13 protein-coding genes are annotated in these 13,878 nt (G+C 35.5%); 8 read left to right on the top strand and 5 right to left on the bottom strand.

Features of this window, described 5'->3' with window-relative positions:
* Positions 1 to 15: 15 nt before the first annotated feature.
* From MP478_RS20235 to MP478_RS22635, 4 genes are all read right to left on the bottom strand, one after another.
* On the bottom strand, positions 16 to 780 hold the full coding sequence (locus MP478_RS20235) for an exodeoxyribonuclease III (RefSeq protein ID WP_257201478.1): 765 nt from the start codon (positions 778 to 780) through the stop codon (positions 16 to 18).
* A complete protein-coding gene (locus MP478_RS20230) occupies positions 780 to 1,070 on the bottom strand; it encodes a YciI family protein (RefSeq protein WP_230040377.1) in 291 nt (96 codons plus the stop codon). The genes MP478_RS20235 and MP478_RS20230 overlap by 1 nt, the downstream gene beginning before the upstream one ends.
* A gap of 99 nt (positions 1,071 to 1,169) precedes the next feature.
* Entirely contained in the window at positions 1,170 to 2,714 is a 1,545-nt protein-coding gene (locus MP478_RS20225; RefSeq protein ID WP_230040375.1) for a bifunctional response regulator/alkaline phosphatase family protein, read from the bottom strand.
* A 132-nt stretch (positions 2,715 to 2,846) separates the two neighbouring features.
* The gene (locus MP478_RS22635) at positions 2,847 to 4,358 is read right to left on the bottom strand and encodes a S41 family peptidase (protein ID WP_257201477.1); all 1,512 of its coding nucleotides are present in this window, start codon (positions 4,356 to 4,358) and stop codon (positions 2,847 to 2,849) included.
* A gap of 355 nt (positions 4,359 to 4,713) precedes the next feature.
* Between MP478_RS22635 and MP478_RS20215 the strand changes: the two genes are divergently transcribed.
* The 8 genes from MP478_RS20215 to MP478_RS20180 all read left to right on the top strand — a co-directional run bounded on the left by MP478_RS20215 (position 4,714) and on the right by MP478_RS20180 (position 12,498).
* The gene (locus tag MP478_RS20215; RefSeq protein WP_257191821.1) at positions 4,714 to 5,940 is read left to right on the top strand and encodes an HD domain-containing protein; all 1,227 of its coding nucleotides are present in this window, start codon (positions 4,714 to 4,716) and stop codon (positions 5,938 to 5,940) included.
* A 71-nt stretch (positions 5,941 to 6,011) separates the two neighbouring features.
* Positions 6,012 to 7,043, top strand: coding sequence for a UDP-3-O-(3-hydroxymyristoyl)glucosamine N-acyltransferase (gene lpxD, locus MP478_RS20210; protein WP_257191789.1), 1,032 nt, complete (start codon positions 6,012 to 6,014; stop codon positions 7,041 to 7,043).
* Positions 7,036 to 8,433: a bifunctional UDP-3-O-[3-hydroxymyristoyl] N-acetylglucosamine deacetylase/3-hydroxyacyl-ACP dehydratase gene (locus tag MP478_RS20205; protein WP_047488416.1), complete on the top strand. Its 1,398-nt coding sequence runs from the start codon at positions 7,036 to 7,038 to the stop codon at positions 8,431 to 8,433. Before lpxD ends, MP478_RS20205 begins: the two co-directional genes overlap by 8 nt.
* Positions 8,434 to 9,228 carry an acyl-ACP--UDP-N-acetylglucosamine O-acyltransferase gene (gene lpxA / locus MP478_RS20200; RefSeq protein WP_230040369.1) on the top strand — a complete coding sequence of 265 codons (795 nt, stop codon included), beginning with the start codon at positions 8,434 to 8,436 and terminating at the stop codon, positions 9,226 to 9,228.
* A gap of 86 nt (positions 9,229 to 9,314) precedes the next feature.
* Complete coding sequence (gene efp / locus MP478_RS20195; protein ID WP_103293839.1) at positions 9,315 to 9,878, top strand: elongation factor P; 564 nt, start codon at positions 9,315 to 9,317, stop codon at positions 9,876 to 9,878.
* A gap of 70 nt (positions 9,879 to 9,948) precedes the next feature.
* The gene (locus tag MP478_RS20190) at positions 9,949 to 10,851 is read left to right on the top strand and encodes a UDP-3-O-(3-hydroxymyristoyl)glucosamine N-acyltransferase (RefSeq protein ID WP_257201476.1); all 903 of its coding nucleotides are present in this window, start codon (positions 9,949 to 9,951) and stop codon (positions 10,849 to 10,851) included.
* A gap of 90 nt (positions 10,852 to 10,941) precedes the next feature.
* Positions 10,942 to 11,814: a succinate--CoA ligase subunit alpha gene (gene sucD / locus MP478_RS20185; RefSeq protein ID WP_047488432.1), complete on the top strand. Its 873-nt coding sequence runs from the start codon at positions 10,942 to 10,944 to the stop codon at positions 11,812 to 11,814.
* 15 nt (positions 11,815 to 11,829) lie between these two features.
* A complete protein-coding gene (locus MP478_RS20180) occupies positions 11,830 to 12,498 on the top strand; it encodes a porin family protein (protein ID WP_230040365.1) in 669 nt (222 codons plus the stop codon).
* Positions 12,499 to 12,565: 67 nt separating this feature from the next.
* Here the strand turns inward: MP478_RS20180 and MP478_RS20175 are convergent, their stop codons facing one another.
* Entirely contained in the window at positions 12,566 to 13,876 is a 1,311-nt protein-coding gene (locus tag MP478_RS20175) for an ABC transporter permease (RefSeq protein WP_257201475.1), read from the bottom strand.
* Between the last annotated feature and the right edge of the window lie 2 nt (positions 13,877 to 13,878).

The following is a 13,878-nucleotide window of genomic DNA, read 5'->3' as shown; positions in this document are numbered from 1 at the left end:
TCATACTAGCGCTTATCAGATATCTAATTCCAATAAAGCAGGACAATGATCAGAATGTACCGCCTCTTTTAAAATTACAGCTCTATTAAGCTTGTCTTTTAAACTATATGAAGTAAAATTATAATCTAATCTCCAGCCTTTATTATTTGCCCGGGAATTCTGTCGGTAGCTCCACCAGGTATAATTGTCAGGATCACCGTTGAAAAACCTGAAACTGTCAATCAGTTCACATTCATTGATGAAATTGGTCATCCATTCTCTTTCCATAGGAAGAAACCCTGAAACATTTTTTAAGCGGATCGGATCATGTATATCGATAGCTTCATGGCAAATATTGAAATCACCCGATATAATAAGATTGGGAATTTCTTTTTTAAGATTTTTGATATATTCTAAAAAGTCGTGACAGAACTGCATCTTAAAATCTAATCTTTCAATATTGGAAGCCGAAGGAACATATACTGAAATAGCTGAAAATCCATCAAAATCTGCGCGGATGATTCTGCCTTCGTTATCATAGCTTTCAATACCACAACCATATTCTATATGGTTAGGCTTTATTTTTGAGGCTATACCAACCCCACTATAGCCTTTTCTTACTGCTGAATGCCAGTAACTGTGATACCCTGATTTTTCAAGACTCTCGATATCTATCTGATCATTTCCGGCTTTACTTTCCTGGATGCAGATAATATCCGGATCAGCAACCTTCAGCCAGCCTAAAAAATCTTTCGTAAATGCTGCCCTGATTCCATTGACGTTGTATGTAATTAATCTCATTAGTCTTTTATAAAGAATTTAAAGTTTTCATTGTATTTTGAAGGAATAAACTCGATGATCTCATAATCTGCTATCTGATGAATATAAAAAGGATCTTCGCTGATGGTCTTTTCCGCTTCATGTTTAGAGGAGATATCGGCAATAATGATACCTCCGGTTCTTGGCTCCTTTCTTCCTGAAGTGATGAATACTCCGGAGTCATAATACTTTTGAAGAAAGAGATTATGTTCAGGAATATAACGTTCTACATTTTCAAGAGGCATTTTGTAGGTAAGCGAAATAATAAACATGCTGTATTTTTTACGAAGATATAAACTCTTTCAGACTATAAAAAAAGAAGCGGAAAAAATCAATTGATTTTTTCCGCTTTATATTCAAAAATGAAAATACTACTTAGGTTCTAGAACACTGATTGGAATAATACACTCTTCAAGTGAAATTCCTCCATGCTGGTAAGTCTCTTTATAGTAATTTACAAAATGATTGTAATTTTTAGGATAAGCAAGGAATATATTGTTTTTAGCAAAAATATACTTTGAACTCAGGTTTCCTTTTGGTAAGAAAAGCTTTTCAGGATTAGTAATTGCCCATACATCACTGCTGTCATACGTTAAGCTCTTTCCTGTTTTATAGCGGATATTGGTGGAGGTTTCCCTGTCGCCAACAACCTTGCTTGGTTTTTTTACATATACCGTTCCGTGATCGGTGGTAATAACCAGTTTATATCCGCTTTCTGCTGCTGCCTTAATGATCTTCAGTAGTGAAGAGTTTTCAAACCAGTTGAAAGTAAGAGAACGGAAAGTCTTATCATCACGGATAAGCTGGTCTACAATATGGTTGTCTGTTTTAGCATGAGAAAGAATATCAATAAAGTTATAAACAATAACTAAAAGGTCATTGTTTTTATGCTGATTGAAGTCATCATAGATTTTTCTTTCAAAATCAGCATTCAATACTTTAAGATATTTCATAGACTTAGAACCAAGTCCGATTCTTTTCATCTGATCTTCAAGGAAATCACGCTCAAACTCATTCTTATTACCTTCCTCATTGTCATTGAACCACTTGTCCGGGAAACGTTTTTCAATTTCTGACGGCATAAGACCTGCAAAAAAAGAATTTCTTGCATACTGTGTTGCGGTAGGTAGAATACTGTAATAATAATCTTCAGAAATTTTATTGTAGTATTTTGTGAATAATGGTTCTACCACTTTCCATTGGTCATAACGAAGGTTGTCAACCATCAAAAGAAGTACTTTTTCTTTTTCTACTTCCGGTTTTACTTTTTCTTTGAAAAGGGTATGGCTCATCAAAGGTTTATCTGAGTCAACAAGCCAGTCTTCATAATTTTTTTCAATAAATTTTGCAAACTGAATATTAGCCTCTTCTTTCTGCGACTGCAGAAGATCAGCAAATTCATTATCTGCTACTTTATCAAATTTAATTTCCCAGCTAAGGATCTTCTTGTAATACTCTGCCCATTCCTGATACGTTCTCAGATAGGAAAGTTCCATAGAAAGGTTTCTGAACTCCTGTTGATACTGCAGAATTGTTTTCTGCTCCACCAGATTGTCCTCCTGAAGGTTTTTCTTTAATGAAAGCAAAATCTGGTTAGGATTCACAGGTTTTAAGATGTAATCGGCAATCTGAGATCCGATAGCTTCTTCCATGATGTGTTCTTCTTCACTTTTAGTTACCATAACTATTTTCAGGGAATTGTCTTTTTCCTTGATCATAGGAATAGCTTCCAGTCCGGAAATACCGGGCATATTTTCATCAATTAATGTTAATGCGAATTTCTCTGAATCCATAAGCTCCAATGCCTCGTTCACATTATTAACGGGGGTTACCTGGTAGCCCTTTTTTTCTAAAAATACGATATGAGGTTTAAGTAAATCTATTTCATCATCTATCCATAATATCTTTTCTGACATAATTTATTTTTTACATGATTATTCTATCAAAATGTTGACCAATTCCGTTTAAAATCTCACAAAATGAGCAGATTAAAAGTTAAATATTAGTTAAATGAAAACGATGGTCAAAATTGTCTGTTTTCATTTCATTTATTCTTTGGTTTCTATATAGCGCAAAGCCCTCTGTAATACCTCATCAATTCCCTTTTTTATGCCCTCTGCGGTGGGTTTTACTATAATATCGGGAATGATACCGATTCTTTGTGTTTCTCTGCCATCAGGATAATATGCGCCAAGCCCGGTAAAACAGGTGTCGAGGTCAGCAATCTTAAATCTGATAATATCTCCGTTAGCTCCGGAAGTATTGCTCCCTATTACTTTAGCGTTTGGATGCTGCTTAAACATCATGGTAGTTGTTTCTGCCTGGCTTTGAGTATCTTCGTTCACCAAAACAACTACATTGCCTTTATAATAATTCTTATTTTTTCTTCCGATACTGTTTTTTCTACTGTAAAATTTGCCCGGATAATTGGTTTCGGGAAAATTAAATTGATAATAAACAGCCGGTTTTGGAAGTAAAAGGTGGCTTAAGGGTATAATGGTCTGCCTGGGATAATTTCTAAGATCAAAAATAATAGATCCGGCAGATTCCAGGTTTTTGTACATCTCATCCAGATCTTCCCTTTCAATAATTCCCATATTAACGTAACCAATACTTTTTTTATTATCTATGAATGCCCATTTTTGGGGAACTGCAGTTGTTTCATAGACGAGATCTTTTACAAAATATGTTTTTGCTGTAATCGGTAAATTTTGTCCGTCTCTTTCAATCTTTACAGAAATTGAATCTTTATTGCTGAAAAGGAAGAGGTTTTTTACTTTTTTTATTTTTCCCCACGAATTGGAAGCGGGAATAAATTTTCCAAGATCATTGACCATTTGAGGAATGGTTTTACCATTAATATCATAAATCACATCTCCCACATGTAAAGGTGTTTCTTCATGGAATCGGGTAGTATTTACTTTGGTAATCACCAGCTTGCCCTCTGCATATGAATATTCTACAGGTATTTTTCTATTCCCGAACTGATGAAGACTAATTAAAGTTGAAAACAGAAATGCATGTGAGTCATCTGTTTTTGTTACCAGTTCAGCTAAGGCCAGGTGATAATTTTCATCATTATTTACATGAAGGAATGTTGGAATCATTTCAGATAAAACATCACTCCAGCTTTGATCTGTTTCATATTTATAAGGAAAAAAATATTCCACATAATTCCAGTATCTGAAAAGTTCCAATAATCCAATTTCTTTGGCAGTAAATTTTGAACCATAAGAATTTTCATTTCTGAAATATACTTTTCTTCCTCCTTTTCCAAAATAATGGTTGTTACCTGTATTCCGGTTATTTTCTATATTATGAAGTTTTTGGGCTGTTTTTTCATTGAATATATTAGAATTGTCTATCCATTTTAGGTCAAAATTATTCAGAAAATAAATCTTGTCACTTTCTTTTAAACATGATTTACATTCATCTATTTTTCCAAGGCTTTCAATCCAGTTAGAATATAAAAGGTTGAGTTCTTCTTTATCATGAATCTTTTCAAGTTCATTGATCTTAAGAAGAAGTTGCTGATCCCAATCCAATTTTCCTTTTGCCACATTGGGATGGTAGTATTTTAAAAATCCCCAGACTCGGCATAGTGATTCCAGTTTTTGGTTTTCTGATAAAACCCGGGCGGAAAAGTGTAAACTTAAAAAAATAAAAAAGAAAAGTGAGAGTTTCCTCATTAAAGGTTATTGTGTTTTCATTCAAAGATAGATCTTTAATATTACAGTTACAAAAGATTTTTTTAAAATAAACAGGTCTTTGAAAATCTGAGGAACTTAAAAATTTTCCGGTGTGAAATTAATAGTAAAAGTAGGCGGCATTAATGGGTAGATGAGATCTTAATAGTAAATTAATGAGTCCTAAAATTTAAAATTCCTAACTTTGTTTACTAATATTGAAGTTTCAATGCAGAATAAGCTTAAAATCATCAACGATCCCGTTCACGGATTTATCAAAATACCACACGAAATTTTATTTGATATCATTGAACATCCTTATTTTCAAAGATTGAGGAGAATTGGGCAAACAGGTCTTTTGAATCTTATTTTTCCGGGAGCAACCCATACAAGGTTTCATCATGCTTTGGGGGCAATGCACCTGATGTTTACGGCATTGGAAACATTAAAACAGAAAGGCATTAAAATTTCTGAGGAAGAAGAAAAGGGGGCAATGCTGGCGATTTTGATGCATGATATTGGTCATGGTCCCTTTTCTCATGCATTGGAAAGTATGCTGATGGACGACTGGCATCATGAAAATCTTTCATTGCTGCTGATGAACGAGCTTAATGACGAATTTGACGGACAGCTTTCAATGGCTATTGAAATGTTTCAGGGGAAGTACCATAGAAAATTTTTTAATCAGCTGATTTCTTCTCAGCTGGATGTTGACCGGCTGGATTATCTGAAAAGAGATAGCTTTTTTACAGGAGTATCAGAGGGAAATATTAATACCCAGAGAATTATTTCTATGATGAATGTTTGTGAAGAAGGAGAATTAGTCATAGATGCCAAAGGAATTTATTCCATTGAAAACTTTCTGACTGCCCGGATGTTTATGTACTGGCAGGTATACTATCATAAAACCTCTGCCTTAGCCGAATTTCTTTTGGTAAAAATTCTGGAACGTGCAAAATATCTGATTTCTCAAGGGAAGGAACTTCCTGCAACGGAAAATCTGAAATACTTTTTATACCGCGAAAAAAGCTCAGCTTCAGATGAAGATATAGAAAGATTTACACAGCTTGATGATAATGACGTCATCCAGGCGATGAAAGAGTGGCAGAATTCTGATGATTTTATATTGTCATATTGGTGTAAATGTGTGATTCAGAGAAACCTTCCGAAGACAATCATTTCAACACAGGCTTTTGATGAAAAAATCATTGAAGAAAAAATAAAAAATACCAATGAATTTTTCGGAATTGATAACGGTAAAGAATTGGTGCATGAAATCAAAAGAAAACTTCTTCCCTATCATACAGAAAAACAGCCAATTTATTTGTTGCATAAAAATGGTAAAAAAACAAGGCTTCATGAAGCTGAAGACCAGCTTTTATCAGGGTTAATGGTGAATAAGACAACAAGACATATACTGATGTTTCCCCGGGATATTTCCAGTTTAGATTCTTAAAGAATATTAAAATTTGAGATCTGAAACCAAAAAATGTTTGCAAATTATAGAATTTCTTATCTTTGCAGAATATGGAATTTACAGCTTCGCAAATTGCAAGTTTTATTGACGGAAAAATTATAGGTGACGAAACGGCACTTATTACAGGGGTTTCTCCAATTGAAAATGGAGAATCAGGACATCTTTCTTTTATAGCACAAGATCGGTTTTCCCATTTTTTGGATACCTCCAAATGCTCTGTTATCATTGTTTCTGAGAAACTTATAGTCAAAGATAATTACAATCCAACCTTAATTGTTGTAAAAGATGCCTATCTTTCTTTTCAGGTTCTGATGAATTTATATCAGGAAATGAGAGGAAGAAAAGAAGGTGTTGAGAATGGTTCATCCATTCATGATACAGCTGTAATAGGAGACAAAGCTTATATCGGTGCATTTACTTATGTTTCTGAGAAAGCTAAAATCGGGGAGGGCTCACAGATTTATCCACATGTATATATTGGAAAAGGTGTAAAAATTGGTAAAAACTGTAAGATTGACAGTGGTGCCAGAATTTATGACTATTGCATTATTGGTGATAATTGTGTGATCCATTCTAATACGGTAATAGGAGGTGATGGTTTTGGTTTTCAGCCTACCGCTGAAGGATTCAAAAAGATTCCGCAGCTTGGAAATGTTATTATTGAAGATGATGTTGAAATCGGTTCAAACTGTAGTATTGACAGGGCAACAATAGGTTCTACCATTATTGGTAAGGGAACAAAAATTGATAATCTGATTCAGATTGCTCACAATGTGAAAATAGGACAGAATAATGTAATAGCCGCACAAGCCGGTATTGCGGGTTCTACTACAATTGGGGACTGGAATCAAATCGGAGGTCAGGTAGGAATTGTAGGGCATATCAAAATCGGAAACCAAGTGAAAATTCAGGCTCAGAGTGGTGTGAATTCCAGTGTTAACGACAAAGAAACACTGTATGGTTCACCAGCAATCAGCTACAATGACTATCTGAGAAATTATGTTCATTTCAGAAATTTCACTGAAATAGTAAGCAGAATAAATAATCTTGAGAATAACTCAAAAGATCATACTAATGAGTGATATGCAAAAAACACTTCAGCAAGAGGTTACTCTTTCTGGAATTGGTCTTCACACTGGTAAAGAAGTAAAACTTACCATTAAACCTGCCAAAGAGAACACAGGTTTTGTATTTGTAAGAACAGACTTAGAGGGCCATCCTCAGGTAGAAGCAGATGTCAATTATGTTATAGCAACAGAAAGGGGAACAACATTAGAAAAACTGGGAGTGAAAATTACGACCTGCGAACATCTTTTAGCAGCATTAGTAGGTTGTGATATTGATAATGCAATGTTAGAAATGGATGCCTCTGAACCCCCAATTTTGGACGGATCTTCAAAATATTTTGTCGAAGCAATTGAAAGTGTTGGAGTCGTAGAGCAAAACATTGCCAGAGAATATCTGGTAGTAAAAGAAGTTCTTACTTATAGTGACCCGGCTACCGGCTCGGAAATCACAATTATTCCTTCAGATACATACGAAGTAACAACAATGGTAGATTTTGGAACTAAAGTTTTAGGGACTCAAAATGCTACGCTAAAAAATATTTCTGAGTTTAAAGACGAAATATCATCAGCAAGAACATTCAGCTTCTTACATGAACTGGAAATGCTGTTAGACCATGGGTTGATCAAAGGAGGAGATATATCTAATGCTATTGTATATGTAGATAAAGATCTTACACCGGAAACTACAGAAAAATTAAAGAAAGCCTTTGGGAAAGATAATGTTTCTATCAGACCAAACGGTATTCTTGATAATTTGAATTTAAACTATCCAAATGAAGCTGCAAGACACAAATTACTGGATGTAATTGGTGATCTGGCTTTAGCTGGAGTAAAAATAAAAGGTAAGGTTATAGCTAACAAACCTGGCCATTTTGTAAATACTCAATTTGCAAAAAAACTAAACCGTCAGTGGAAATTGCAGAAAAAGAAAAACGTTCCGGACTTTGATCTTACAAAAGAGCCGGTATTCGATATCAACGGAATTATGAAGCTTATGCCTCACAGACCTCCGTTCTTATTAATTGATAAAGTTCTTGAACTTTCAGATTCTCATGTAGTAGGATTGAAAAATGTTACTATGAATGAGCCCTTCTTCGTTGGGCATTTTCCTAAAGAGCCTGTAATGCCGGGAGTACTTCAGGTGGAAGCTTTAGCACAGACAGGAGGTATTCTTGTATTGGCAAGCGTTCCAGATCCTGAAAACTATTCTACATACTTTATTAAAATCGATAAAGTAAAGTTCAAAAGAAAAGTAGTTCCTGGAGATACTATTATTTTCAAAATTGAACTGATAGAACCTATCAGAAGAGGTATTGTTCACATGCAGGGATATGGATATGTGGGAGATACAGTGGCAGTGGAAGCAGAGCTTATGGCTCAAGTTGCAAAAAATAAAGTTGATTAAATGATCCATCAATTAGCAGCCGTAGATAAACGTGCGAAAATCAGCAAAAATGTAATTGTAGAACCTTTTACTACAATTGCAGGGGACGTAGAAATTGGAGAAGGAACCTGGATTGGTCCTAACGTTACCATCATGGAAGGCGCAAGAATAGGAAAAGATTGTAAAATCTTTCCGGGAACTGTAATTTCTGCAATCCCTCAGGACTTGAAGTTCGATGGGGAAGATACACAAACAATTATTGGAGATAATACAACTTTAAGAGAATGTGTGACTATAAACAGAGGAACTAAAGCTCTTGGATTTACAAAGGTAGGCAGCAATTGTCTTATCATGGCTACTTCCCACGTTGCTCATGACTGTATTATAGGAGATAATGTGATTATTGCCAATGGATGCGGTATTGCAGGACATGTTGAAATTGGAGATTTTACTGTAATGGGAGGTCTTTCAGCAGTTCAACAGTTTGGTAAAATCGGAAAACATACTATGATTTCCGGGGGATCACTGATCAGAAAAGATATTCCTCCGTATGTAAAAGTTGCCAGAGACCCAATTTCTTATGCAGGGATTAATTCTGTTGGTTTAAGAAGAAGAGGGTTTTCTAATGAGAAGATCTTCGAAATTCAAAAAATTTACAGAGCTATTTTCCAGATGAAGATGAATGTTTCCCAGGCACTGGCATATATTGAAAAAGAAATGCTTCCTACTGCTGAAAGAGACGAAATCCTACAGTTTATCCAAAACTCACCAAGAGGTATTGTAAAAGGATACGGAACCAGCAAAGACAGCAATTAACCAAACAGAGCTAAAAGTAAATTTGCAATTTGCCTATTTGCCGCACAGCCCAATAAAAACTAAATAAAAAAAGAATAATATAATTAATGGCAACAAGTAACGATATCAGAAAAGGACTTTGCATCGAATTTAGCAATGATATTTTCAAAGTAATTGAATTTTTGCACGTAAAGCCAGGAAAAGGTCCTGCTTTCGTGAGAACAAAACTGAAGTCAGTAACCAATGGGAAAGTACTTGATAATACTTTTTCTGCAGGACACAAAATAGATGAAGTAAAAGTAATTACAAGAAAGTTCCAGTATCTGTATGATGATGAGAACGGGTTCCACTTCATGAATAATGATGACTTCTCTCAATTATATATCAATAAAGAAATGATCGAGAACGCTCAGTTTATGAAAGCTGGTGAAGAAGTAACGATCATTCTGAAAGAGGCTGATGAAACTCCACTTTCTGCTGAGCTTCCACAATCAGTTTATCTGGACGTTATTGAAGCTGATCCGGGGGTGAAAGGAAACACTGCAACAAATGCCCTTAAAAACGCAATCGTTGAAACAGGAGCAAGAGTAATGGTTCCTTTATTTATTGAGCCGGGAGATAGAATTAAAGTAAGTACTGAAGACGGTAGCTACTTAGAAAGAGTAAAATAATAAATACAATTTACATAAATTCGGTTTGCATTAGCATTCCGAATTTTGTTTTATAAGAAAATCTATTGTTATGAGATTCCATTCTCCACAAAAGCTTAAAACAATTGCAGATCTGATAGGAGCAAAATTTGTTGGTCCTGAAGATTTTGAAGTATTGGGTTCCAATGAGATCCATATGGTGAAACCGGGTGAGATCGTTTTTGTGAACCATCCTAAATATTATGACAAAGCATTACAGTCTGCGGCTACCATCATTTTGATCGATAAAGAAGTGGAATGTCCTATAGGAAAAGCTCTTTTAGTTTCTGATGATCCTTTCAGAGATTTTAATGCAATTAATACTCATTTTACAAGAATATACAATTTCACAGAAGAACTTCATGATGCAGAAATTGGTGAGGGCACAAGAATTCACCCTTCAGCAGTCATTGGAAATAATGTGAAAATAGGAAAAAATACCCTTATTTTCCCTAATGTTGTCATTGGTGACAGAACAGAAATAGGAGATAATGTAGTCATTCAATCCAATACAGTATTGGGTGGTGATGCATTTTATTACAGAAAGCTAAACGGAAACTTTGACCGTTTAATTTCAGTGGGAAATGTAGTCATAGAAAATAATGTGGAGATAGGAAACGGCTGTACCATTGACAGAGGTGTTACAGATTCTACCATAATTGGAGAAGGCTCAGTGTTGGATAATCAGATCCAGATAGGACATGATACCGTTATCGGAAAAAAGTGTCTGATCGCTTCCCAGGTGGGGATTGCCGGATGTTGTGTTATTGGAGATGAAGTAACATTATGGGGACAGGTGGGCATCGCCTCAGGCAATAAAATAGCAGCTGGAACTGTAATTTTAGGAAAAACAGGAGTAAACAGAGACCTGGAAAAAGGTACTTATATCGGGATGTTTGCCGAAGACTTCAAAACATATCTGAAAAAAGAAGTAAAGCTGAGAAATCTCAAATAAACTATTCTAAAGGTTTTATCTAAAATCAAAGAAATTTAAGTAAATTTGTGATCATTAATAAAATAATTAATAAATTAAAACAACAATAAAATGTCAATTTTAGTAAACAAAGATTCTAAAGTAATTGTACAAGGATTTACAGGGAACGAAGGTACTTTCCATGCTAGCCAGATGATTGAATACGGAACCAACGTAGTAGGTGGGGTTACTCCAGGAAAAGGAGGTAGCGAGCACTTAGGAAAGCCGGTATTCAATACAGTAGCTGACGCTGTTGAAAAAGCAGGAGCAAACGTAAGTATTATTTTCGTACCGCCAGCATTTGCAGCAGATGCTATTATGGAAGCTGCTGAAGCAGGTATTAAAGTAATTGTATGTATTACTGAAGGTATTCCTGTAGCTGACATGGTAAAAGTAAAATCTTATATTGCTGACAGAGACTGCAGATTAATCGGACCAAACTGCCCTGGAATCATTACTTCTGAAGAAGCTAAAATTGGTATTATGCCAGGTTTCGTTTTCAAAAAAGGTAAGGTAGGTATTGTTTCAAAATCAGGTACCCTTACGTATGAAGCTGCTGACCAGGTGGTAAGAGCAGGATACGGAATCTCTACAGCTATCGGTATTGGTGGTGACCCAATCATTGGAACAACTACAAGAGAAGCATTAGAATTATTCATCAATGATCCTGAAACTGAGGCTGTTGTAATGATCGGTGAAATCGGTGGTGGATTAGAAGCTGAAGCTGCCAGATGGTACAAAGCAAGCGGATCTACTAAGCCGGTTGTAGGATTTATTGCTGGACAGACTGCTCCAAAAGGTAGAACAATGGGACATGCTGGTGCTATTGTAGGTGGTGCTGAAGATACAGCTCAGGCAAAAATGGAAATCATGAGAGAAAATGGTATCAACGTTGTTGACTCTCCTGCTGACATCGGTGCAACTGTTGCAAAAATCCTAGGATAATCTTAAACAAAACATATGAAAAAACTTTTATTAGCCTCAGCGCTTACCCTCTCCGCTTTGTCTTTTGCTCAAGTTCAATGGAAAAATACCAGATTTGGAGTTACTGCAGGATTAAATTATTCCAGAGTAGCCAATGCCCATAATCCTTCTGGCCCTAGATACACTTTTCAAGGTGGAGCTTTGGCTTTGATCCCGGTTGGAAAGGCAAACCAATTCTATATACAGCCGGAAGTTCTGTACTATGGTGCAGGAGAAACTGGTAAAGATAAGGATGCAAAAGGAAAAGATGGTTATGATGCTGTATATGGCAACAACTATCTGAGTGTACCTCTTTATTTTAAAGGGTATTTTTCAGAATCTGAATCAGAATTCTTTGGAATGATAGGACCAAGATTTAACTTTTTGCTTAACCAGAATGTTAAAGATGTTCCTGCAGACAGACCTTATTATGATCCGGATGTTATTGATCCGGCAAGACCAACAGTCAACGGAAAAGCAAAAAGCTTCAACTGGGGGTTAGGACTAGGAGTAGGTTATAGCTTCAAGAGACAATTGGAAGTAGCCGTTAAATATGATTTAGGTTTTTCAGATACTTATCCTGGCCTTGCGAAAGAAAAAGGAGGTACCGACAAGAAAAAATCTGAACAGGTTTTAGCGCTTACCTTAAGCTACATATTCAAATAAAAGTTATTCATCATAACATAAAAAAATCCCGGAATTTCCGGGATTTTTGTTTTATATAGAAAAGTTTCTATCCTCTGATCCATTTCCAGAGCTCTTTTAAAGTAGCTTTATTGCCATACATTAAAATACCTACACGGTAAATTTTTCCTGCCAGGAATATCATGAAAATGGTTGTTCCCAACAATAATACAATAGATAATGCAATCTGCCATGCAGGAACTCCAAATGGTATTCTTGCAATCATTGCCACAGGTGAAGTAAACGGAATAATAGATAACCAGAAGCCCAGTGGACCATCAGGGTTATTCATTAATGAAAAGCTTCCATACATCCCTAGCATCAACGGTAAAACAGCAAATAAAGTAAACTGCTGGGTTTCGGTTTCATTATCAACGGCAGAGCCTATTGCAGCATAAATTGAACTGTAGAAAATATAACCTAAAAGGAAGAAAACAATGAATACAAAAATAATCAATGGGAAGTTCATTTCCAGTAAGCTATGGGAAATCTGAGTAGCCAGCTGGGCAATGTCCAGTTTATTCATTACCTGTTCATTTCCGCCAGGAATATTTTTCTGGAGTGATGAAAAACCGGTATTTAAAACCACAGCACCAATCACAGACATGGTGATCCAGATGATAAACTGAGTTAAGGCAACTAAGGTCACCCCTAAAATTTTCCCCATCATCAGCTCAAAAGGCTTTACAGAAGAAATGATAATTTCTACGACACGGTTGTTTTTCTCCTCCAGAACGCTTCGCATTACTCTTACTCCATAAATGATGATAAACATAAAAGTGACGTACATCAAAATCATGCTAAGTCCTGTTTTCACCCCGAAAGCAAGATCAGAATCTTCTTTATTGTCGTTAGATACATTGATGGTTTTCAGGGTGAAACTTTTATCAAGATCATCTAACTGAACTTCCTGAATCCCTAATTGCTTGATCTTTTCCTTTTTAATAACGTTGGAAATATCAGAAACAATCTTCTGTTTTGTATCAAGACCTATTTTGCTGTTTACTATTAACCGGCTGCTGCTTTCCAGCTCATCATAATTTTGATTTTTAAGCTCCGGTAAAACTAAAATACCATCCAGGGACTCGTTGTCCTTTAAATTATTAACTTTTGCCTTTTCGTCTGCTGCAGAAATAAATTGGTAATCCAGTTTATCATTAGACTTTAGCTGATCTTTAAACAATCCGCTTTTATCCACCACCTCTATGATACTGTGAGATTCATTAGCTTTAAACATAAGCCCAATCACTGCTCCAAAAGCAATAATAAGGATAGGAGCCAATAAGGTCAATATGATAAAAGACTTTTTCTTAACCTGAGTAAGAAACTCTCTCTTTGTAATTAAAAAAATATTATTCATAA

It is taken from the genome of Chryseobacterium sp. WG14 (genome assembly GCF_024586945.1).
Classification (GTDB): domain Bacteria; phylum Bacteroidota; class Bacteroidia; order Flavobacteriales; family Weeksellaceae; genus Chryseobacterium.
Note: the sequence above shows the minus strand (reverse complement) of the source record. Positions and strands in the feature narration are given on the sequence as shown.

Coding starts and splice junctions, on each gene's coding strand:
- MP478_RS20235 (WP_257201478.1), bottom strand. CDS start 780: ATGAGATTAATTACATACAACGTCAATGGAATCAGGGCAGCATTTACG.
- MP478_RS20230 (WP_230040377.1), bottom strand. CDS start 1,070: ATGTTTATTATTTCGCTTACCTACAAAATGCCTCTTGAAAATGTAGAA.
- MP478_RS20225 (WP_230040375.1), bottom strand. CDS start 2,714: ATGTCAGAAAAGATATTATGGATAGATGATGAAATAGATTTACTTAAA.
- MP478_RS20215 (WP_257191821.1), top strand. CDS start 4,714: ATGCAGAATAAGCTTAAAATCATCAACGATCCCGTTCACGGATTTATC.
- lpxD (WP_257191789.1), top strand. CDS start 6,012: ATGGAATTTACAGCTTCGCAAATTGCAAGTTTTATTGACGGAAAAATT.
- MP478_RS20205 (WP_047488416.1), top strand. CDS start 7,036: ATGAGTGATATGCAAAAAACACTTCAGCAAGAGGTTACTCTTTCTGGA.
- lpxA (WP_230040369.1), top strand. CDS start 8,434: ATGATCCATCAATTAGCAGCCGTAGATAAACGTGCGAAAATCAGCAAA.
- efp (WP_103293839.1), top strand. CDS start 9,315: ATGGCAACAAGTAACGATATCAGAAAAGGACTTTGCATCGAATTTAGC.
- MP478_RS20190 (WP_257201476.1), top strand. CDS start 9,949: ATGAGATTCCATTCTCCACAAAAGCTTAAAACAATTGCAGATCTGATA.
- sucD (WP_047488432.1), top strand. CDS start 10,942: ATGTCAATTTTAGTAAACAAAGATTCTAAAGTAATTGTACAAGGATTT.
- MP478_RS20180 (WP_230040365.1), top strand. CDS start 11,830: ATGAAAAAACTTTTATTAGCCTCAGCGCTTACCCTCTCCGCTTTGTCT.
- MP478_RS20175 (WP_257201475.1), bottom strand. CDS start 13,876: ATGAATAATATTTTTTTAATTACAAAGAGAGAGTTTCTTACTCAGGTT.